The 22,391-nt window shown below is 53.6% G+C and carries 19 protein-coding genes; 13 read left to right on the top strand and 6 right to left on the bottom strand.

Annotated elements, in window-relative coordinates:
• Positions 1-77 precede the first annotated feature (77 nt).
• From A6395_RS08985 to guaC, 7 genes are all read left to right on the top strand, one after another.
• On the top strand, positions 78-1,283 hold the full coding sequence (locus A6395_RS08985; protein ID WP_071398747.1) for an NAD(P)/FAD-dependent oxidoreductase: 1,206 nt from the start codon (positions 78-80) through the stop codon (positions 1,281-1,283).
• 51 nt (positions 1,284-1,334) lie between these two features.
• Positions 1,335-1,985, top strand: coding sequence for a hypothetical protein (locus tag A6395_RS08980; RefSeq protein WP_071398746.1), 651 nt, complete (start codon positions 1,335-1,337; stop codon positions 1,983-1,985).
• A gap of 125 nt (positions 1,986-2,110) precedes the next feature.
• A complete protein-coding gene (locus A6395_RS08975) occupies positions 2,111-4,120 on the top strand; it encodes a catalase (protein ID WP_071398745.1) in 2,010 nt (669 codons plus the stop codon).
• Positions 4,121-4,247: 127 nt separating this feature from the next.
• Positions 4,248-5,504 (top strand): MFS transporter, encoded by a 1,257-nt coding sequence (locus A6395_RS08970; RefSeq protein WP_071398744.1) that lies wholly within the window; start codon positions 4,248-4,250, stop codon positions 5,502-5,504.
• 140 nt (positions 5,505-5,644) lie between these two features.
• Complete coding sequence (locus A6395_RS08965; RefSeq protein WP_071398743.1) at positions 5,645-6,829, top strand: MFS transporter; 1,185 nt, start codon at positions 5,645-5,647, stop codon at positions 6,827-6,829.
• 93 nt (positions 6,830-6,922) lie between these two features.
• Complete coding sequence (locus A6395_RS08960; protein ID WP_233589704.1) at positions 6,923-8,989, top strand: PAS domain S-box protein; 2,067 nt, start codon at positions 6,923-6,925, stop codon at positions 8,987-8,989.
• 201 nt (positions 8,990-9,190) lie between these two features.
• Positions 9,191-10,174 carry a GMP reductase gene (gene guaC / locus A6395_RS08955; RefSeq protein WP_071398741.1) on the top strand — a complete coding sequence of 328 codons (984 nt, stop codon included), beginning with the start codon at positions 9,191-9,193 and terminating at the stop codon, positions 10,172-10,174.
• A 28-nt stretch (positions 10,175-10,202) separates the two neighbouring features.
• Here the strand turns inward: guaC and A6395_RS08950 are convergent, their stop codons facing one another.
• Genes A6395_RS08950 through A6395_RS08940 form a run of 3 tightly spaced genes read right to left on the bottom strand, consistent with a single transcriptional unit; the run spans position 10,203 to position 14,709 of the window.
• The gene (locus A6395_RS08950; RefSeq protein WP_071398740.1) at positions 10,203-10,640 is read right to left on the bottom strand and encodes a GNAT family N-acetyltransferase; all 438 of its coding nucleotides are present in this window, start codon (positions 10,638-10,640) and stop codon (positions 10,203-10,205) included.
• Positions 10,640-11,500, bottom strand: coding sequence for an MBL fold metallo-hydrolase (locus tag A6395_RS08945; protein WP_071398739.1), 861 nt, complete (start codon positions 11,498-11,500; stop codon positions 10,640-10,642). Before A6395_RS08945 ends, A6395_RS08950 begins: the two co-directional genes overlap by 1 nt.
• Positions 11,488-14,709, bottom strand: a complete 3,222-nt coding sequence (locus A6395_RS08940) for an EAL domain-containing protein (protein ID WP_071398738.1) — start codon at positions 14,707-14,709, stop codon at positions 11,488-11,490. Before A6395_RS08940 ends, A6395_RS08945 begins: the two co-directional genes overlap by 13 nt.
• A gap of 155 nt (positions 14,710-14,864) precedes the next feature.
• Here A6395_RS08940 and A6395_RS08935 point away from each other — a divergent pair, with 155 nt between their 5' ends.
• Positions 14,865-15,176 carry a hypothetical protein gene (locus tag A6395_RS08935; RefSeq protein ID WP_071398737.1) on the top strand — a complete coding sequence of 104 codons (312 nt, stop codon included), beginning with the start codon at positions 14,865-14,867 and terminating at the stop codon, positions 15,174-15,176.
• A 39-nt stretch (positions 15,177-15,215) separates the two neighbouring features.
• On the opposite strand, the gene A6395_RS08930 is transcribed toward A6395_RS08935, so the two are convergent.
• Entirely contained in the window at positions 15,216-16,208 is a 993-nt protein-coding gene (locus A6395_RS08930) for an MsnO8 family LLM class oxidoreductase (RefSeq protein ID WP_071398736.1), read from the bottom strand.
• A 276-nt stretch (positions 16,209-16,484) separates the two neighbouring features.
• On the opposite strand from A6395_RS08930, the gene A6395_RS08925 reads away from it, so the two are divergent.
• The 4 genes from A6395_RS08925 (at position 16,485) to A6395_RS08910 (ending at position 19,849) form a co-directional block, all read left to right on the top strand.
• Positions 16,485-17,861, top strand: a complete 1,377-nt coding sequence (locus tag A6395_RS08925; RefSeq protein ID WP_071398735.1) for a YjiH family protein — start codon at positions 16,485-16,487, stop codon at positions 17,859-17,861.
• Positions 17,862-17,936: 75 nt separating this feature from the next.
• Entirely contained in the window at positions 17,937-18,584 is a 648-nt protein-coding gene (locus A6395_RS08920) for a C39 family peptidase (RefSeq protein ID WP_071398734.1), read from the top strand.
• Positions 18,585-18,643: 59 nt separating this feature from the next.
• Positions 18,644-19,354 carry a 23S rRNA pseudouridine(2604) synthase RluF gene (gene rluF / locus A6395_RS08915; RefSeq protein ID WP_071398733.1) on the top strand — a complete coding sequence of 237 codons (711 nt, stop codon included), beginning with the start codon at positions 18,644-18,646 and terminating at the stop codon, positions 19,352-19,354.
• A gap of 168 nt (positions 19,355-19,522) precedes the next feature.
• Complete coding sequence (locus tag A6395_RS08910; RefSeq protein WP_071398732.1) at positions 19,523-19,849, top strand: hypothetical protein; 327 nt, start codon at positions 19,523-19,525, stop codon at positions 19,847-19,849.
• Positions 19,850-19,877: 28 nt separating this feature from the next.
• Here the strand turns inward: A6395_RS08910 and A6395_RS08905 are convergent, their stop codons facing one another.
• Both A6395_RS08905 and A6395_RS08900 read right to left on the bottom strand, forming a co-directional pair.
• A complete protein-coding gene (locus A6395_RS08905; RefSeq protein ID WP_071398731.1) occupies positions 19,878-20,507 on the bottom strand; it encodes an immunity protein Imm33 domain-containing protein in 630 nt (209 codons plus the stop codon).
• A gap of 102 nt (positions 20,508-20,609) precedes the next feature.
• Positions 20,610-21,359 carry an SDR family NAD(P)-dependent oxidoreductase gene (locus A6395_RS08900; protein ID WP_071398730.1) on the bottom strand — a complete coding sequence of 250 codons (750 nt, stop codon included), beginning with the start codon at positions 21,357-21,359 and terminating at the stop codon, positions 20,610-20,612.
• Positions 21,360-21,481: 122 nt separating this feature from the next.
• Between A6395_RS08900 and A6395_RS08895 the strand changes: the two genes are divergently transcribed.
• On the top strand, positions 21,482-22,108 hold the full coding sequence (locus tag A6395_RS08895) for a TetR/AcrR family transcriptional regulator (protein ID WP_070328019.1): 627 nt from the start codon (positions 21,482-21,484) through the stop codon (positions 22,106-22,108).
• Positions 22,109-22,391 lie beyond the last annotated feature (283 nt).

The following is a 22,391-nucleotide window of genomic DNA, read 5'->3' as shown; positions in this document are numbered from 1 at the left end:
CGTCTGCGTTTTTTTGCGTTTTCAATCTCAAAATTCGGGGATTAAGAAGAAGATGCTGATTATCGGAGGATGACGTCATGGAAATGCACAACGGGAACTTATATTGGCCGATCACTGAGTCGGAACAGATCGTCTTACAAAAGCCGATCCAAAAAGAACAGTACGACGTGCTCGTCATCGGAGCCGGCATGTCCGGCACATTGACGGCTTACACGCTTTATAAGGACGGCATCGACTTCGCCGTCCTCGACAAAGGGAAAGTCGGAGCCGGAAGCACGGCGGCGAACACTGGGCTCATCCAGTATTCAAACGACATCATGTTGCATGAGCTCGCTGATCAGATCGGGGAAGTCGATGCCGTCCGCTTCTATAAATTATGTAGGGAGGCGGTCGATGCGCTCGACGAGGTCGCCGAGACCGTCGATGCAAAAGACGTCTACATCCGACGCGACAGCCTTTGCTTCGCGAGCGAGGAGGCAGATGTCTCCAAACTGAAACGTGAATATGAGATGCTCACCAAGCACGGGTTTGAGGCTGAATGGCTTGATCAAACGGCACTCCAAGACCGGTTCCCATTTGATAAACCGGCCGCACTGATCACAAAAGGCGATGCTGAAGTCAACCCGCTCACGCTCAGCCGTCAAGTCGTTCGCCACCTATCGATGAACGACGTTCCGATTTTCGAGGAGACGGACGTGACGGAAGTCGTGCCTGACGGGGACGGCTGGCTCGTGTTGACGCCTGAAACAACGTTCAAGGCTAAGCATGTCATCTTCGCGACCGGTTACGGGCCGGCACCACTGCTCGACACCCATCGCATCGAGCTCAATCGTTCCTACGCCATCGCGACGAACCCAATCAAGGATTTCAAGGATTGGGACGGGCAGGCGCTCATTTGGGAGACGAAACGTCCTTACCTGTATTTACGGACGACGGTCGATGGCCGGATCATCGCCGGTGGCCTCGACGAAGAAAAGCCGGAAACACCTCATAGTGAGGCGCTCATCCGTAATCGGGCCGAGCGGATTCGCCAAGAAGTCGCGGCGCTGTTCCCGATGTACGATTTGACAGTCGAATACGCTTGGGCAGCTCTGTTCGGTGAATCGATCGACCATCTGCCCTTCATCGGGGAACACCCGGACCGGAAAAACCTGTTCTACCTGCTCGGGTATGGCGGCAACGGTACGGTTTACAGCATGTTAGGTTCTAAAATCTTGAGTGATTTAGTGCGCGGCATCGTCAATTCGGATGCCCGGCTCGTACGATTAGATCGGACGCGTTAATCCCCTGGCGATCAGGGGATTTTTTCATACATAAGATTGGAAGTGATAACCATGAAATCGAAACGAAAACCGAAGTGGGTATATCGTCTGAGACGAGCACTGCTGCTCGTCCCTGCCATCGCGTTCACCGCTTACGTGTGGCCGAATGACCCGCCGAAACAGAAAGACAAAACTGAGCAGATGTCTCAGCACGAAGCAACTTATACGATTGAAGCGAGCAAACCGATACATGAAGATGACGCGGTCCGCTATGAATACGATGTCGTCGTCCACGGACGTCCTGACGTCGAGACGCTCCAGTCCATCAGCCATGACGTCATGAGTGAGGTGACCGAACGAGACACGTTCCAAGCCGCATTGATCCGTTTTTATGATCACGAGGCGTATATTGGCACGGACTCTCCCCTCGGTCAGGCCGTCTACGCTCCAGGAGGCGACTGGTCGCTAGCCGAGACGGTCGAGGCCGGCGACTACGACGACATGGTGTTCGGTTGGCAGCTTCGCGAGAAAGAATGGACCGGCCAACTATCTGAAGGCGAGGTACGTGTCTGGGAAGAGTGGAACAAGATTTACGAGGCGAAACAATCCAACGACCCTGATTTGAAAGCAAAAGTGACCCGGACCATCTCGACGAAATACGATCTCGAGCCTGAAAAAGTGCAGCATATCGTTTTGAAGCAGAGCGTTTGGGCAGCGTTGTGACACCTATCAATTAACGTACCCCATTTTAAAATGGGGGTTTCTTCTCGTAGCGTTAGGGAAAAACCGTAAAGTAGGTCAATCACGGCTTACGTCGGGAGAGCATATACTTATGGGGAGGCAACATGATGGGGAATAAAAAAGAAGAACAGTTGAAACAACACACGATCGACAATGAACAAGCAGCAGGACTGACGACGAACCAAGGACTGAAGATGGCGGAGGATGAGTTCTCACTCAAAGCGGGGCTTCGGGGACCGACGCTCATCGAAGATTTCCACTTCCGTGAAAAAATGACGCACTTTGACCATGAACGGATTCCAGAACGAATCGTTCACGCGCGCGGCGTCGGTGCCCACGGAGAATTTCAAGTATACGAATCGCTTGCCGACTATACGAAAGCGGATTTCCTGAACGATCCTTCGAAAGTGACGCCTGTCTTCGTCCGCTTCTCGACGGTTCAAGGTTCGCGTGGATCCGGCGACACGGTCCGTGACGTCCGTGGATTTGCGACGAAGTTTTATACGGACGAAGGCAACTACGACCTCGTCGGGAACAACATTCCGGTCTTCTTCATCCAAGACGCGATCAAGTTCCCCGACCTCGTCCATGCCGTGAAACCGGAACCGCATACGGAAGTCCCGCAAGGCGGGAGTGCCCACGATACGTTTTGGGACTTCGTCGGGCAAAACCATGAGACGGCCCATATGGTCATGTGGGCGATGAGCGACCGCGGGATCCCGCGCAGCCTTCGCATGATGGAAGGGTTCGGCGTCCATACGTTCCGACTCGTCAACAAGGAAGGGAAAGCCCATTTCGTCAAATTCCATTGGAAACCGAAGCTCGGTGTCCACTCGCAAGTTTGGGACGAGGCGCAAAAGGCCGTCGGGAAAAACGCCGACTTCCACCGCGTCGACTTGTATGAGGCGATCGATAAAGGCGATTACCCGGAATGGGAACTCGGACTGCAGATGATCCCAGTCGAAGACGAGTTCAAGTTCGACTTCGATATCCTCGATCCGACCAAACTGTGGCCCGAAGAAGAGATCCCGGTCAAACTTGTCGGGAAGATGACGCTCAACCGGAACGTCGATAACTTCTTCGCCGAAACCGAACAGGTCGCATTCCATCCAGGGCATATCGTTCCGGGCATCGACTTCTCGAACGACCCGCTCCTGCAAGGGCGCTTGTTCTCATACACAGATACACAGCTGTCACGTCTCGGCGGACCGAACTTCCATCAGATCCCGATCAACAAACCGGTCTGTCCGTTCCATAACAATCAACGCGACGGCATGCATCAAATGTCGGTCCATAAAGGCCAGACGAGCTACCATAAAAACGCGCTCAACAACAATCAGCCGGCACCTGTTCCGGTCGACCAAGGTGGATTTGAGCATTACCAAGAGAAAGTCGATGGTCACAAAGTTCGTGGCCGCAGCGACAGCTTCCTCGACTTCTACTCACAAGCCAAAATGTTCTACAACAGCATGACCCCGGTCGAACAGAAGCACATTCAAGACGCCTGCAGCTTTGAGCTCGGCAAGTGTGAATCGGACATGGTGAAAGAAAACGCCGTCGACTTGTTGAACCGCATCGACCGCGAACTCGCCTCGGTCGTCGCCGACAACTTAGGCGTCGCACTGCCTGCCGAGAACAACGAAGTCGTCTCGGACAAAACATCGCCTGCTCTCAGCATGGCGGACACGATCTCGAAACCGGATACGAAGAGCGTCGCCGTCCTTCTCGCCGGTGATGTCGATGCCGCGCAAGTGAAGGCGTGGGTCCAAGCGCTCGCCGACAAAAAAGTGAACTATAGCCTCGTCGGGAAAAAATCGTACATGCTCGGTGACCTCAAAGTGAAAGAGACGTACGATACGGTCGACTCGAGCCTGTTCGACGCCGCTTTCCTCGTCAGCGCCGCGAGTTCGGTCGAAGACGATGTCCTCGAGTTTATCGAGAACACGTATAAACACTTCAAGCCGCTCGCTTTGCACCTACACGATGATTCAGTGCTCGATCAGTGCCGCGTCAAGACGGACCAACCTGGCGTCTACACGTTCAAACAGCACAGTCTCGACGGATTCGACACGTTCATCGACGGGATTGCCAAAGCCCGGTTCTGGGACCGTGCTTGATGATTCACGAACGGAAGGACTCGACTCGGTATTTTTCGAGTCGAGTCCTTTTTTGTCCACCCTTCTTTTCCACGCCTGCAAACGTTATACTAGGTGGGGTATAAGTTGATGGAGGAGGAATCGTATCATGCGAAATAAGATTGATCCATATGTGACCGACAGCGAGCAACAACGCCGTCTGTATAAACGGACGTTGTTCGTCGTCGTGATGTCTCAAATTTTCGGGGGTGCCGGCCTCGCCGCAGGTATTACCGTTGGGGCGCTTCTCGCCCGTGACCTGCTCGGGACCGATGCGTATGCGGGTGTCCCGACGGCGCTGTTCACGCTCGGCTCTGCCGGCGCCGCGTTTCTGATCGGGATGATATCGCAACGGGTCGGACGCCGGGTCGGACTCGCGACCGGGTTCTTGACGGGATCCCTCGGTGCGTTCGGTGTCATCTTTGCCGCCGCGTTCGAGAGCGTACCGCTCTTGTTCGTGTCGCTCCTTATTTACGGGGCCGGGACGGCGAGTAACCTCCAGGCCCGTTACGCCGGAACGGATTTGGCGAATGCGACCGAACGGGCGACCGCGGTCAGTATCGCCATGGTATCGACGACGTTCGGTGCCGTCGCCGGACCGAATTTGGTCGAACCGATGGGGCGGGTTGCTGACGCCATCGGCATCCCGACGCTTTCTGGTCCGTTTTTACTCGCGGGAGCCGCCTACTTCGTGGCCGGTCTCATCTTGATCGTATTTTTGAACCCTGACCCGCTCCTCGTCGCCCGAGCCATCGAATCGAAACGGAAGCAATCGACAGACGCGACGCAACGTCAACCCGAAGAAGTCCACTCTCGCCTTGGTGTGTACGTCGGCGCTTTCGTCATGGTGCTCAGCCAAATCGTCATGGTCGCCATCATGACGATGACACCTGTCCACATGCGGCAGCACGGCCATGAGTTGAGCGCGGTCGGTCTCGTCATCGGCTTCCATATCGGTGCGATGTATTTACCCTCGCTCGTGACCGGCGTGCTCGTCGACAAAGTCGGCCGTGAAATCATGGCCATCGCTTCTGGGGTGACGTTATTCTTCGCCGGCGTCGTCGCGGCGTTCGCACCGGCCGACTCGCTGTTCTTGTTGATCGTCGGTCTCGTCTTGCTCGGTGTCGGTTGGAACTTTGGTCTCATCAGTGGGACGGCCATCTTGGTCGATGCAACGACACCCGAGACGAGAGCGAAGACGCAAGGGTCGGTCGACGTCTGGATCGCCTTGTCCGGCGCCTCGGGCGGCATGCTGTCCGGTATCATCGCCTCCCAGTCGAGCTATTTGACGCTGTCACTGCTCGGCGGAATCGTTTCACTCGTTCTCGTACCGATCGTCCTCTGGTACCGCCGCCGTTTAATCTGATGACGAACCGATCCGCTAACGCGAATCGGTTTTTCACGCACAATGCGTCGTCTCTGACAAGCTCTCATCAATTTGCTATACTCCTTTAGTTATGTTTACTAACTATTTAGGTTCAAACAAATAAGGAGGCGTCATCGCCGATGCAATTGACCGCACAAAAATTATGGACGAAAGACTTCCTCATCATCTCGCTCGTCAACTTCTTCTTGACGCTCATCTTTTTCTTGCTCATGGTAACGATCGGCGTTCACGCCGTTGCGACATACGGCGCGACGACAAGTGAAGCCGGTCTCGTCACCGGGATCTTCATCATCGGTACGCTCGTCGGCCGGCTGTTCATCGGTCGACTGATTGATTCAATCGGACGGCGTAAGACGTTGTTGATCGGGCTGACCTTCTTCACGGCCACGATCCTGCTTTATTTCGTCGACCTCGGCGTCGGCTTCTTACTGTTCACCCGCTTCGTGCACGGTCTCGGTATGGGTTTATCGAGCACAGCGACCGGCACGATTGTCGCCCAGATCATCCCTGGCGCCAGAAAAGGCGAAGGCATCGGATACTATAGCATGAGCTCGACGCTCGCCACCGCCATCGGCCCGTTCGTCGGCTTGCTGATGAGCCAATATACGAGTTTCTCGACCATCTTTATCGCTTGTCTCGTCGTCGGCGTCGTCAGTTTGGTGAGCGCCTTGTTCGTCACCATTCCCGAGGCTGACCATCCGGAAATCGTTCGCGGGTTGTCACTTAAGGCGTTCGTCGAACCGAAGGCGTTACCAATCGCGCTCATCATCGCAATCGCCGCACTCAGTTTTTCAAGCGTCTTGTCTTACATCAACTTTTACGCGACCGAACTCGACCTCGTCGAAGCGGCGAGCGTCTTCTTCCTCGTCTATTCGATTTCAGTCCTGTTGTCGCGCCCGATCACGGGACGGCTCATGGACGCGCGTGGCGCCAACGTCGTAATGTATCCGGCCATCTTCATCTTCGCGGTCGGGCTGCTCGTCCTTAGCCAAGCGACGAGCGCTTTGGGCCTTTTACTCGCCGGGGCGTTAATCGGGCTCGGCTTCGGCAATATCCAGTCCGGTACACAGGCCATCGCCGTCAAGTCGGCCTCACCTGGACGGATGGGGATGGCGACGTCGACGTTCTTCATCGCCCTCGACGCCGGGCTCGGCTTCGGTCCCTACTTTATCGGGCTACTCATCCCGCTGACCGGTTTCTCTACCATTTATCTGTTGCTCGCCGGGGTCGTCACCTTGACGATTTTCTTGTATTACGTGATGAACGGCCGCCAAGAACGGGACCGTCTCAAGCAAGCTGCCTGACAGGACTTTTACAGTCCTGTCTTTTTTTGAATGTTCACACATCTTTTTATGAATGTTGTAATATAGAAATGACGTGTCAAAAACTTGACTGAAATGAGGGACATTATGCGCGCCGACCAGACGATCCAACACCATTCTTCCATCCTGCTCCAGACGTTCGACAAAATCTCGGATTTTGTGTTCTTCATGGAAGTGGACGGTTCGACCTATCGCTATGTATTTGTGAACGAGCCGGGGAAGCAGGCCATCGGTTGGACAGACGCTGACGTCGGAAAGTGTGTCGGCGACATGGTTCCGGCCGAGACGGCCGCACTCATCACCCACCATTATGACGAGGCGATTCGCGCACGAAAGAGCATCGTCTATGAAGACTACCGCCTCGCTGATTCGTTCTACTCAGAAACACTCGAGTACCAAGATGTGATCTTGTTGCCGCTTCATTATTTCGAGTCGGAAGTGACGCCGGTGTTCAACGAATCCGGTGCCTGCACCCACGTCATCTCGGTCGTTCGGGAAGTGACGGAGCGAAAACGGCGTGAGCTCGAGCTATCGATTCTACGAGACCAGCATGAGTCGTTGCGCCGCTATTCGCCACACGGTATTTTCGTTCTCGACCCCGAACTTCGGGTCAAATCGATCAATCCTGCCGTCACAAACATCACCGGCTATTGCGAGACCGATTTCATCAACCGTTCGTTCCTCGACTGGCTGCCGGACTCGGAACAACCGCTCGTCTGCGAGGGACTCCGATTCGCCTTATCCGGAAAGCCCCACAAGTACGGGATCACGGCGCATCAAAAGACGGGCGAAGCGCTCGACCTCGCCGTCTTGAACATCCCGATCGAGATCGGCGGCAACATCACCGGCCTATTCGCCATCATCATCGACCATACGCCGGAGAAGACCGCCGAACGCGCTTTACAAGAGAGTGAACGACGCTATCGCCAGCTCATCGAGACGATTCCAGAAGGGATCATCGTCCATAAAGACGGCATGATCTTATACGCGAACGCCGTGGCGTTAGAGACGATCGGGGAGACGTATATCGAGAGCGAATCCATCTTTACATATCTTGCTGCCGAATACCATGAGGCGACGAGGACACGCCTTTCTGCCTTGCAGCTCGGTGATCCTGTCCAAGACACGGAAATCGTCCTTGTCGCGCCGTCCGGTCAGCACTTACATATAGATATCGGCAGTCTATTGATTGATTATGAAGGGACGACCGCCGTAATGACCGTCCTGCGTGATGTGACCGAGAAACGAGAGATGGAACGGGCGTTACGCCAAAGCGAGACGCAGTACCGGCTGATCACGGAAAACATGAGCGACCTCGTCTGCATCCTCGAGCGCAACGGCCGTGTCCGCTACGCCTCGCCGTCCCATCAGAGCGTCCTCGGCTATGCGCCTGCGGTTTACGAAGGCAAGAATACGCTCGACTTCATCCACCCGGAAGACGTCACGCCGACGAGACAACAGCTCAAAGCGATGACGGCCGGCAGTGAGCCGCTCACGCTCGAGTTTCGTCACCTCCACCACGACGGCAGATGGATTTGGCTCGAGACGAAGATCCAGGCTATCTATGAAGAAGCGACGTTGCTGCACTATTTAACCGTCACCCGTGAGATCATGCAGCGTAAAGTACTCGAGAAACAACTAAAACACTTAGCCTACCACGATACGCTGACCGAGCTCCCCAACCGCCGTTACTTCTTGGCTTACTTAGAAGAGGCACTCTCGAGGGTTGAAGAGGACGGCGAGGAGCTGGCCATCCTCTCGCTCGATATCGATCATTTCAAACAAATCAACGACACGCTCGGACATGACGTCGGGGACGAGCTGCTGCGACAGTTCTCGATCCGTCTCACCCGGGCGCTACGGAAACAAGACGTGATCGCCCGCTTCGGCGGCGACGAGTTCTCTGTATTGATCCGCTATACCGATTTGTCAGCACCTGACCGGGTCGCGGACAAGCTGATTGCCTCGCTCCAGCACCCGTGGCAGATCGAAGGGCATACGTTCGTCACGACGTCGAGTATCGGTGTCGCTCGGTACCAATCAGGCATGACAAAGAAACGATTGCTCAAACAAGCCGATCTCGCTCTTTATGAAGCCAAGTCGAACGGCCGCAACCGATATGTGATGTTTCAAGACCGCTGACTAGCGGTCTTTTTCACGTGAAACATCAATACTATTAGCCTAAACACGAACATTATGAATATAAATAACGTTATCGTATTGAAAATACACATTTTTCCGATACATCCCTTTGACTTTCATCAAAAAATGCGTTACATTACCGAATGGGCGAAGTATTTCTAAGTAACTCAATTAAAATGTTCGTAAATAGGGGTGCAAACGATGGATAAAGTGTTTGATTATGAAGATATTCAATTGATTCCGGCAAAATGTGTCGTCGACAGTCGTTCGGAATGTGACGCGAGCGTCACACTCGGCGGCCTCACGTTCCGCCTTCCGGTCGTTCCGGCGAACATGCAGACGATCATCGATGAGAACGTGGCGCTCTCGCTCGCTGAGAACGGCTATTTCTACATCATGCATCGGTTCAATCCGGAAACGCGGCTAAGGTTCATCGAAGACATGCACGGACGTGGCCTGTACGCGTCAATCAGTGTCGGCGTGAAAGAAGACGAGTATCGGTTCGTCGAACAGCTCGCCGAAGCGGGACATACACCAGAATTCATCACGATCGATATCGCACATGGACATTCGAACGCGGTCATCCGGATGATCCAACACATCAAACAGCATCTTCCGAGCTCGTTCGTCATCGCCGGGAACGTCGGGACACCAGAAGCGGTCCGTGAGCTCGAGCATGCCGGGGCGGACGCGACGAAAGTCGGCATCGGACCGGGCAAAGTGTGCATCACGAAAATCAAGACCGGCTTCGGGACAGGCGGTTTGCAACTCGCCGCGCTCCGCTGGTGTGCCAAGGCGGCGACGAAACCGATCATCGCGGATGGGGGCATCCGCACGCACGGTGACATCGCCAAATCGGTCCGCTTCGGCGCGTCGATGGTCATGATCGGCTCACTGTTCGCCGGTCACGACGAGTCTCCGGGGGAGACGTTCGAGCAGGACGGGAAACGGCTCAAAGAATACTTCGGGTCGGCTTCTGAATTCCAAAAAGGGGAACGGAAAAACGTCGAAGGCAAGAAAGTGTTCGTCGAGCACAAAGGGGCGCTTCAAGACACGTTGACCGAGATGGAGCAAGACCTCCAGTCGGCCATCTCATACTCGGGTGGGAACAATCTCGACGCGTTACGTACCGTCGATTACGTCATGGTGAAAAACTCAATCTTCAACGGGGATAAAGTGTACTGAAAAAGGCGACTCGCGCGAGTCGCCTTTTTCATGCATCGGTCAAACGTTTCGTCATCATGTAGTAGTCAGAGCCCGGGGGATAGTCGCGGAGGACGCCTGCCACCTCGTAGCCGAAACGTTCATAAAACGCTTTCGCCTGAAACGAAAATGTCGTCAGCTTTACTTGCGTGGCGCCGAGTGCGCGGGCATGACGCTCACCTTCCTCAAGGAGTCGTGTCCCAATCCCTTCACCGGTATGGTTGGAGTCAACCCATAACCGGTCAAGGTCGAACCAGCCCCAGTAGACGCTACCGAACAGTCCGGCAATCACTTGACCGTCACGCTCCACTTTCAACTGGATTACCGGGACGTCGGCATTGCGAATCGCTCGGTGATGCGCTGAATGAACATCGTTGAACGCACGCAACCGACTCGTCAAAAACTGTTGGAACGCCTCGTCGTCTTCACGGATGTGGATGATGTCCATCACGCTTCACCACCTGACCCGTTCACAAAAAACGTGATCAGTTCTTGCTCTTCTTCGTCAACCAGACGACCGGTTAAGCGTTCGTATTGAGCCGTTATCAACTCTTTATTTCCCGGGAAATCAAGAGTGATGTGCGCTAAGTGTCGAAGCACATCTCGGTCTTTCTCATACTCTGCCCGCGTCGCCACTTGACCGTGTGACCAAACATACGCCTCGGCCTCGAACGTGTCGAGGACGCTCAACAACCGTAGCGTCTCCCCGGCCGTCATCTGCCAAGACGGGGCATACAAGTTCGCATATAGCGCGTCCCCTAAAAACAGCACTTTCTCTTCCGGGATATAAGCGACGACCGCGTCGGCCGTATGATCGCCCCCGACGTGTTTCAACAAGACGTGGACGCCACCGAGGTCGAGCGTCAATGTGTCGTCGAACGTCACGGTCGGTAGGACGACTTGCATCGAGCGGGTGTCCCCGAACTCGAGCCGGATCGCCTCCGCACAAAAGGCGATCTCGATGCCGCTCTCGACGCGTTCATCGAGCGACTCGTCGTCCCAGTTGTATGGTATGAGGCGCTCCATCCGCGATTTCGTCGCCCTACTCGCAACCGAGACGATATCTTGTAACGCCGACAGACCGAAGATGTGGTCCCAGTGCCAGTGCGTCAACGCGACGAGCGACGGACAGCTGATCCCCCGCTCGGCCAAGGCGTCTAAAAATAAGTTCGCGTGGGCCTCGGAATTGCCCGCATCGATCATGAGCGTATGAGTGTCCCCGACGACCGCGCCGATGATCGGCCGGTCCGTCTCACTAACGGGCGTCATATACCAAAAGCGGTCTGAGTAGCGTTTTAACGTCTGCATGAGCACCCTCCTTTCATTGATTTGTTTTCTTGATACGAATCATAAATATAGTAGCCGTCCCCGCCACCGTTTTTAGCGATATACATCGCCGCATCCGAGTGATGGATGAGCGTGTCGAGGGAGGACAAACTAGCATCAGAGTATGCGACACCAATACTGGCCGAAAGATGGAGCATCAATCCGTCCCCGACCGTCATTTCCTGGGAAATAACGGTCGATAGTTGGTCGAAAACGGCTTCTTCAAGCGATTCTGGACCTGTCTCGATGACAATCAAAAACTCATCTCCGGCAAACCGATACGCTTTCCCTGCATGCATGTGACTGAACGATCCGATGCGTTTCGCCACTTCAACGAGCACTTCATCGCCGACAAGATGGCCGTGCGTATCATTGATCCGCTTGAAATCATCCAAATCGATGAACAGGAGCGCTACCGGCCGTTTCCGATTCATCATCTGTCTCAAATCCGTCATGAGCGAGTGACGGTTCGACAGTTTCGTCAGTCCGTCTTTTGTGATGAGTTCGATCACTTCCTGATGTTTACGCTCGCGGCGAATCTCGTTCTCCATCCAACGGGTCACGAGTAAGATCGTGTCCGTCATCTCGTGAATTGCCACCGCATCGGCCACATCGTTTAAACTGCCCTGCTCCGCCAGGAAGACGACCCATCCGAACGTCTTGCCTTCGTTTGATAACGGCAAGCTGATCATCGATGCGAATTCGACCCCTTCGAGGACGAGCTCCGAACGTTTCAATTTTTGATGCCCGACCGTCGTCAGCGCATGAACGTGCTGCAAGCGCTCGTCCGTCCAATCGATCCAGGCATCCCCATCAGCGGACAGGACGCGCTGGCGTGATTCTGTCGAGAAGATGACTGCATGCGAATAACCGATCCACTCCCTGAGCACTTCTTGAATTCGCTTCAACTTGTCAGCAAACGGGGCTTGGATGGCCGTCACCTCGTACAGCGACTCGAGTGTCTGTTGACGCCGCTCCTGGCCACGTGCCTGTTCGGTCAATTCGATTTCGGCCATCACCCAACGCGCAAAATCTTCAAGTGTCTGCAGCGCCTCATGCTCGAACGAGCGGGGCACTCCGTCGGTGACGCAGAGCGTTCCGATGACATGTCCGCTTCTCGTCACAAGCGGCACACCTGCATAAAAGCCGATCCCTTCGAGCAACGGATTCTCACTCAACGCCTCCGCGGTTTTGACGTCTTCAATCACGAGTGGTCCCCGGCCGGTCACGACGCGGTCACATAGCGTCCATTTCCGATCGATGTGGGGACTTTCGAGATCGGTGCCTTGGCACGATTTGATCCACTGCCGGTCCGTTGTCAGGATCGAGATGAGCGCGACCGGCATCCCGAGCGTCTTCGCGACGAGTCGGCTGATGCGATCGTACCGCTCTTCCCTCGGGGTATCTAAAATTTCGAGCCGAAGGATTGTTTTCAATCGTTCGGCCTCTGTCTCATCGAACCGTACCGCTAACTTGGACCGGTCCGAGCCGTCTAATCGCAGCGCCTCGTATTGACAGACGATTGTCTCAAGTGCCGGCTCGAGGTTAGAGAGCGAGAGCGGCCGGCTGAAGAAATAGCCTTGCACGTCGTCGCATCCGAGCCGCTGGATCGCGCGGTACTGCGCTTCCGTCTCGACACCTTCCGCCGTGACTGCTAAGTTCAGTTTTTTAGCGAGTGCGACAATCAGTTTGACGATCTCATATTCTTTTAATCCGTTGTCTTTATCGAGCTGACTGATGAACGACCGGTCGATCTTGATGCCATCGATGTCGAACATCTTCAAATAGTTGAGTGACGAATAGCTGACGCCGAAGTCATCAATTAAGATACGGAATCCCGCCGCCTTCAAGTAGTCGACTGTCTGGATCCCGATGAGCGGTTCCTGCATGAGCGTATGTTCCGTGATCTCAAGCTCGAACTGATCAGCTGAGAGGCCATACGTCTTAAGAAGCGGGATCAGGTTGCTTTGAACGTAGTCTTGACGGAACAAGACCGGGGATAAGTTGACAGCGACACGGCGGCCGTTGAACAGCTCGGGTCGATCGCTCAAGTCGCGGCAGACGCGTTCGAACACGAACTCGGTGATGTCCTCGATCAATAGTGACTGTTCCGCAATTTTGATGAATGTTTCAGGCGAAATGTTTCCGAGCACCGTGTTCTTCCAGCGGACGAGCGCCTCGAAATGGACGGCGTCATTCCGACAGTCTACTTTCGGCTGATAGACGACGCCGAGTTCGCCTGCCTTCAATCCTTTATGAAGCTCCATCTCGATCGTCATCTCGTCGATGTAATGCTGCATATAATCATCTTTCTCATACACTTTGATCATCTGTTTACCGGCTTGCCTTGCTTCTAGCAATGCCGTCGACGCGTTCATAATCACTTGGTCGGCGTCTTCACTGCCAGAACTGATGCCGAGACAACCGGACAGGGTGAACTCGGTCTCGGCAACATGGTATGTGTAATCCGCGATTGTCGCCAGTAGACGTTCCCCGTGCATGTATGCCGTCTCAATCGAGGTATGTGGCAGTACAGCGATGAAATCTTCCCCGTCGACGCGGCCGATGATCGAGCCATTCGGCAGCAAATCAGATAAGTGACGGGTCATCTCTTTGATTAAACGTTGCGATCGCTCCACCCCTTGGAGCGACAGGATGATCTTAAAACGATTGATGTGGAAACGCATGACGCTCGTCGCTTCCTCGCGCTCTCGTTTGGCAAACAGTTTTTCAAGCTCGAGCTTCACTTTCATCAAGTTCGGCATGCCCGTCAAATAATCGATGTTCTCGATGCTACTCAGTAGCTTCATCTCCGCATCTTCCGACAAGTCGGTCGTCAACCCGAGAACGTAGCGCACTTCTCCGGTGCCGTCCTCGAGCGGCATGAGCATGGATGAGGCGAAGCGTGCAGTGTTAGCTTCTATGTTCATCTTTGACATGAAATAGACCGGCTCACGAGACGAAACGACCACATCATAGTGCAAAATCAACTCGTTCGCGACGTCCGGCGCATACATCTCGTGCAAATAGCGACCGCTCACATCGTCCGGAAGCGACGACGCGCGCTTCCCTTGCTCACTGACACGGACGTAACGATACCCTTTCGGCGTCACTTCCATCAAAAAGACCATCCGATACAAACGGACGAATACATCGAACAAATAATGTGGATCGGCCTTCATCTGCTGCATACTTTACCTCCATACAATCTCCATTTCTTTTAGTTTAGAACTTTTACACTGACTTGTTCATAAAACCGTTCAAAAAAAGGGAAAGTATTTTTGGAAATAGCTAAAAAAATCGGGTATAGGTAAATGAGTTTAGATGAAAAGTGAGGTGAACCGCCATGCTCAGTCGGAACGTCTACCCACAGACGCGACCAGGGAAATGGTCCGTCGTCCTGTTGCTCGCCGTCTTTCTGCTCTTAGTCGTCTCTGTCCTCATCGCCCAGTCGGGTCAACCGTTCAACTTCGACACCTTGTTCGATAACACATGGGGTGTCGTCTTCTCGATGTCAGCCATCGCCGCCGCCATCGGTGCGTTCGTCGTCGGTCTGTACACCATCTTCCGCAACCACGAACGCTCGGTCGCCGTCTTCTTTACTGTCTCTCTCGGCGGACTCGTCGCCTTGTTCGTGCTCATGCAACTATTCCGCTAATCTAAAACGCTCCTTCCCGATATGAGAAGGAGCGTTTCGTTAGAGGAGTTCTTTCGCGAGCAGACGGTAGACGTTCAACCGCTGTGCTTGTGTATGTTGGATACTGCAAATCATCGCCTCGTCAAAGCCATACTGCACGGACTCGTCCTGCAATTTCGCCGCGATCTGTTTTGGCGTCCCGACGAGATGGATGGCCCGGTTGTTGGCGATGTGAATCTTATCGACTTCGGTGAGCGGATAATCGTTAGCCGCTTCCGGGCTGAGCAATTGACGCAGCTGCCCTCTCATCAGGAATAGGCGTGACAAGTCGGACGGACGCGCCAAATATTCCGCCTCTTCCTCCGTTTCGGCCGTCGTCACGAGATACGTGACGTTGATTTCAGGCTTCTCCATGAACGCGGACGGTGTGAAGTGGTGCCGATACGTGTCGAGCGTGTCTTTGCTCAGTTCCCCGTTAAAAAATTGGGCGAACGAGTAGCCGACGCCCATGCGGCCGGCTTGGACGGCGCTGTTGCCGCTCGAGCCGAGCAACCAAGCATCAGGGAGCGTCACCCCGGTCGGTGCGGCCGGCGTCGTTTTGTACCACCGTTCTTCCGGCGTCTCATCGTTGATCAGCTGGAGTGTCGTCTGTAATTTCTCATACAGTCCGTCCATCATCGGCTTCTGTCCTTGCGACATCGCGTAGATGGCGTTGGCGTCGCCGCCTGGGGCCCGGCCAACCCCAAAGTCGATTCGACCTGGTGCGAGTGCGCTCAGCGTCTTGAACACTTCAGCCATCTTGAGCGGCGAATAGTGCATCATCATGATGCCGCCCGACCCCAGACGAATTCGTTCTGTCTTCGCAGCGATATAGGCCGCGATGACTTCCGGGGCCGAACTCGCGAACGACATGCCGCCGTGGTGTTCAGCCATCCACATCCGGTAATAGCCTAGCTCTTCTGCCACTTGGGCGAGTTCGACGGCGCTCTGCAAGGCATGTTCTGACGTATGTCCGGACGTCACCGGTGCTTGATCGAGGACGCTTAATCTCATTGTTATCATCCACTCCTTATAGTATATATGTTGAACATCTCGAATTTGTAGGACTCGCCGTCATCATACTAAAGTCGACCTGACAATACGAATAGTCCGCTCATCGCAACGCTCTCTTTTTTTCAGAAAATTACAACGGATTGTTGCTAGGCACGTAACCCCTTCTTTATAATGAACGAGAAGATGCTATTCTTTCATAGCAAATCACGAAACGCATGATGGGGACATGCTGGTGATATGCGCCAATTACTATTTCGGGGAAATGGGGTAACTAACATGAATCAGACACCAAACAAGCCTGGCCAAGACGGGACATCGTTCACGACCAACGACTTTTTGAAATTTTTGATTCCTTCTTTAATCGGTCTCATGTTTTTCATCGTGCCGATCCCGACCGATGAGGGGTTCACCATCCCGGTCGCTCTCTTGTCAAACCAGTTGATTGGTTTGATCGGTGATGTCGTTCCGACACTCGCCGTCATCATGATGGGCATCTCCGTGCTCGGTTCGCTTTGGACGTACATGGCCAAACCGGCGTTCGTCCTTGAGCGGCCACACTTCAATTCACTGTTCAACGTCACGCCATTCTGGTTCGGGATGCGGGTCGTCGGTCTGATTGCCGGGGTGATGACGCTGCTCGTGATCGGGCCGGAGATGATCACATCCGAGTTCACGGGTGGCCTGTTGCTGTATGATTTGATCCCGATTTTGTTCGCGACGTTCTTATTTGCCGGCATGTTGCTGCCGCTCCTATTGAACTTCGGCCTGCTCGAGTTCGTTGGGACGATGCTCATCAAAGTGATGCGCCCGCTCTTCAAACTGCCGGGTCGGGCCTCGCTCGACTCGCTCGCCTCTTGGGTCGGAGATGCGACGATCGGGATTCTGTTGACGACGAAACAATATGAGAACGGCTACTACACGAAACGGGAGGCCGCCGTCATCGCCACGACGTTCTCGGTCGTCTCAATCACGTTCACAATCGTCATCTTGTCGTATATGGATCTCGATGCTTACTTCTTACAATATTATGGCGCCATCGTCGTGTCAGGTATCGTCGCAGCACTCATCATGCCACGGATCTATCCGTTGTCGAAAAAAGCCGACACCCCGTATGAAGAGACCGAACTAAAACCGGAAGAGCCGGTACCGGCCAACGTCTCGATGCCGAAATGGGCGCTCCGTCAAGCGTTGCTCAAGTCACGCTCAAGCAAGAGCTTCGTCGCTACGTTGAAAGACGGGTTCCAAAACGTGCTCGACATGTGGCTCGGTATTTTGCCGATTGTCATGGCCGTCGGGACGATCGCACTCGTCATCGCCGAACATACACCGCTGTTCACGATTCTCGGTAAACCGTTTGAACCGATTTTGATGCTGTTGCAAGTGCCGGAGGCGGAAGCCGCCGCTCAGACGATGGTCGTCGGTTTCGCCGACATGTTCTTGCCAGCCGTGCTCGGCAGCGGTATCGAGAGCGAGATGACACGGTTCATCATCGCCACTGTATCGGTCACGCAGCTCATCTTCATGTCGGAAGTCGGGGGACTGCTCCTCGGGTCGAAACTTCCGATTTCATTCTTCGACCTCGTCCTCATCTTCTTGCTCCGGACGTTCATCACGCTCCCGATCGTAGTCGGGATCGCCCACTTGGTCTTTTGAAGACAGAACGCCTCTTCTCATATTTCCCTGAGAAGAGGCGTTGTTTGTATAATGGAGAAAAGGGAGGGGTGCGCCATGGAACATCATTACGCCGGACAGCTTGAGATTGCGAAAAAAAGCTATGCCGGCATCATCGACCCGGAAGCGTATGTGAACGACCGCTATCATGGACATTGGACGGTGAAATCCAAGCAACGGATTGACGGGGTCCCGGCGTTGCTTCAAAAAGCGTTCAATGGCGGGAAGAACAATTGCACCCTCACATCGATGACGGCCATTTTCCGTTATTACCATGACCACGGCTATCCCAACATCCCTGACGACGTGTTTCAACTCCAGCAAGACGCGCGAGAGATCGCCCTCGCCCATCAGTTCAAAGACGAGAAAGGGACACCGCCGACACGAATCAGTGCGATCATCACAAAACTCTGGTCCCGTTATGGCTATGCTGGGCACGGGAGTTCCCGCTATTTATGGAAGTGGTCGACGTTCGAACGGGAACTGGCCGCCGGTCGACCGTTCATTTTGAACATGGCGAACGGATTTTATAAAAATCATTCCGTTACGGGAATCGGCTATATGATCTTTAAAAAGCCCGGCTTCCCGGACGTCGTCTTGCTCGAGGTGCTCGATAATCGCTCACAGAATATCCGTTATATCGACTTCAACGAGTTCAACTTTTGGGGCAGCATCACGCGCGTCCTTCCTCCTAGCGGACAGTAATTGTGATCCCCCCTCTAAATGCGGTATAGTGAAGTATCATTTCATAAGGACGTGTAACCATGCGTATTAACAAATTTATTAGTGAATCCGGCAAGGCGTCCCGCCGCCAAGCCGATCGTCTCGTCGAAGAAGGGCGGGTCACGATCAACGGGAAGAAAGCGAAAATCGGGGACCAAGTGAACCCGGGTGACGAAGTACTCGTCAACGGTTCAGCCGCCCGCGTCGCCCGCAACAACGTCTACATCGCTGTTCACAAGCCGGTCGGCGTCACGAGCACGACGGAGAAGAAAGTCAAAGGCAACCTCGTCGACCTCGTCAACCACCCGCTCCGCATCTTCAACATCGGCCGGCTCGATAAAGACTCAGAAGGGCTCATCTTGATGACGAACGATGGCGACATCGTCAACGAAATTCTTCGCGCCGAGGGCGAGCACGAGAAGGAATACATTGTCTCGGTCGACAAGCCGATCACACCAGAGTTCGTCGAACAGATGGAAGCGGGCGTCAAAATCCTCGGCCAGAAGACGTTACCGTGTAAAGTTCATCCGCTGTCGAAGTTCGACTTCAACATCACGCTCACGCAAGGACTGAACCGCCAGATCCGTCGTATGTGTGAGACGCTCGGTTACGAGGTATACCGCCTTCAACGCGTGCGCGTCATGAACATCACGCTCGGCAAGCTCCCGCCCGGACAATGGCGCGACCTATCGAAAAAAGAGCGCGAGCAGTTGTTCCGCGAATTGAATTACGAACCGAAAGAGTGGTACTAAAACAAGCCCAGACGCTTTTGTCTGGGCTTGTAAGCGTTCATAGAGAAAGACAATCGTTTCTCTAGTTCCGACGATCTCATGTCGTTTAGGCGAAAAATAGTCAAACGTTCACCAAAACGGGAATAGTTCTATACAGATGATTTTGTAACGGAAAAGAGGTGAATCGTCATGAATGGCGCCTTGTTCCCCCGCACCTCGGTCGGCAAGTGGTCGATCATTCTCATTGGCTTGTTCCTCGCCATGTACGTGCCGTTCTTGTTGCTCGACAACTTCGACACGACGTTCACGTCAACGCTATGGAATGACAATGCCGCACACATGCTTCGGCTCAGCTACATGACCACGTTCTCCGCGCTTGGACTCGGGGCGTTTGTGACCGGCTGGTGGGCCATCTTGAAACAAAAAGAGTACGCCGTCCTCGTCTTCTTCGCGGCCGTTCTCGGTTCAGGATTGTTCGTCCTGCTCGTCATGGAACTGATTGGGGTTTTAGAGTAGACAAAAAGGAGCGCGATGCTCCTTTTTGTTAGCCATTCAAATACCCATCCCAATCATAGTCTTGAATTTCTTGAAACTTCCCGGCCTCGTCCCGTTCATACGCACAAAGCGGTGGTTGTTGAAGAATTCGTAGGATCGAGTCATCAATATTCAAGATGACTCCGATTGACACGATGTAAAAGTTGTCCGCATCACTTAAGTACGCATCATCTTCGTAACCGCTTAAAAACGACCAACCCGAGTCGCCTTCTCCGTGCGGCTCATCGCGCAACATAAAATGAAATTCTTCTCGTTCTAACACGTCCGCGCTGACTGTCACGAGCGTATCGGAGTAATAATCCCATTTGGCTGCATCGGGGTCCTCATGTTCAGTCTGACTGATGTGCTCCATCCCGAACGACACGATCGTACCCGGGGTTATCGGTAAGCGATCCGGCTCATTGTCGAGCACACCTTCAAATCGATTGCCGTCGATTGCTGTGATTTGAACCCACATGCGTTCACCACGATACCCGTCAGCTTCAGCAACTTGAGTCGTAAAAATCAATTTCACGTAGTCATCGACTTTCAACTGATTTAACACTTCTTTGCTCGGAATATAGAACGTGTATGGCGCTTCTTTATGTAAGGATTCCACATTGTCCAAATACCAGTCCATCTAGTCTCCCCCTCATAATCATTCCTTTTGAATATCAGTCTAGCACAGCTATCGTCGCATAAAAAAAGAAACTCAGTCCATTCAAGAACTGAATTTCTTTTTTTATTTAGCCGTGACGCCCCCGTCGACCGGTAGTTCGATGCCGGTGATATGGTTCGCCTCGTCTGACGCGAGGAACAAGACGGCTGCCGCCACCTCATGCGCCGTCCCTAAGTTTGGTAAGGCGACTTGATTCAAGAAATGCTGTTTATAGTCTGGATGCTCCATATGCGGCGCGCTCATCGGCGTGACGATATAGCCCGGGTGGACCGAGTTGACGCGAATGTTATGTTTGCCGTAATCGACGGCTGCTGCTTTCGTGAGTGAGCGGACCGCACCTTTCGATGCCGTATACGCTCCTGCTCCGGCCATACCGGTCAACGCCGAAATTGATGAGATGTTGACGATCGAGCCTCCGAAATTCTTCTCCATGAGCGGGATCGCGTATTGCGTTCCGAGCATGACGCCATCGATGTTGATGCGATACGTCCGCGCCCAATCTTCTTCTGTCTGCTGTAAAAATGGTTTAGCGAGCGCGATGCCAGCGTTGTTGACGAGAATGTCGAGCTTGCCGCACGTTGCTTGGACTTCTGCGTAAACCTTCTCCCAATCTGTACGTGATGTTACGTCATGGCGAATCGCAAGCGCCTCCTCGTCCTGCGCTCGAATCGACTCGACGACGTTCGTTACTGCTTCAAGATTGATATCGGTCGCGACGACCGTCGCCCCTTCTTTTGCGAACAATTTCGCCGTCGCTTCTCCCATACCACTGCCTGCACCTGTGATGACCGCAACTTTCCCCTTTAATCGCATTGAATTCTCTCCATTCTTAAATTATGATAGTCTAACTATCATAATAATAGACGAGGCACATTTGATTCTCAACGAAACTGCCTGAACACGTTATAATGACGAGACAACAAAGAGGTGATTAGATGAACAAACGACAACAAAATAAAGAAGATCGCTTGAATCACATCATCGATCAAGCTGAGACACTTTTTTTGAAAGACGGGTTTGAGCGCGTCCAAATGCAGGACATCGCCGACGCTGCAAACATCGGGGTGGCGACGCTGTTCCGCTATTTCCCGAAAAAAGACCAACTGATCGTTGCGGCCGCCGTCCATAACTTGACGCCGACGTTGCACGTCTTCAAGGAATTGACGGCGCGTCCCGGTGACGCCTATTCAAGACTAGAAGCAATACTCGATTATTTGCTTGGGCAACAGCTTCGTCAGACGAGCCACTCCCGATTCCGCGAGGCGTTCGAGAGCTATGCCTCGTTCGTCGCTTCCCCGCTCCCAGGAATCGATGGCTATATCGAACTACAGCGCCAAATCATGGCGACGCTCGAGCCGCTCATCCAAGACGGGCGGACGGACGGGTCGTTCCGGCACGATATCGACGTGAAAGAGACGGTCATCACCGTCATCAACGCGTTCGGCACGTTCGGCAACAACATCATCTTGAAGTCGCACATCAGTTATTTAGAGAAAGATATCGACCCAATGATCCAACAACGTGTCTTAAAAGAGATGCTGCTCGCTTACGTGCGGGCATGACAAAAGCCCCTTCGCAATTGAAGGGGCTTGATGTTTAGGCAAAAAAAAATGAGCACCTCTCTAAAGAGGTGCTCTCGAAAAGTCTACCGCGTCGAACCACGCTCCACAACGTGCTCCCGAAGGAATGTCCGCCGTCTTACATAGACCAGCTCATCGCATGTACTCAACAATACTCGAATCACGCTTCGTCGTCAATCTTTTGTTTTCTCGCACCTTGACATCTCTCCAAAAACTAGGATAATGAAGAGTGTTAGCACTCTTATGTAAAGAGTGCCAAAATCGA

This window comes from Exiguobacterium sp. SH31 (genome assembly GCF_001816105.1).
In the GTDB taxonomy this organism is placed as follows: domain Bacteria; phylum Bacillota; class Bacilli; order Exiguobacteriales; family Exiguobacteriaceae; genus Exiguobacterium; species Exiguobacterium aurantiacum_A.
The sequence above is the reverse complement of the archived record's forward strand: the minus strand, read 5'-3'. Positions and strand labels throughout refer to the sequence as shown.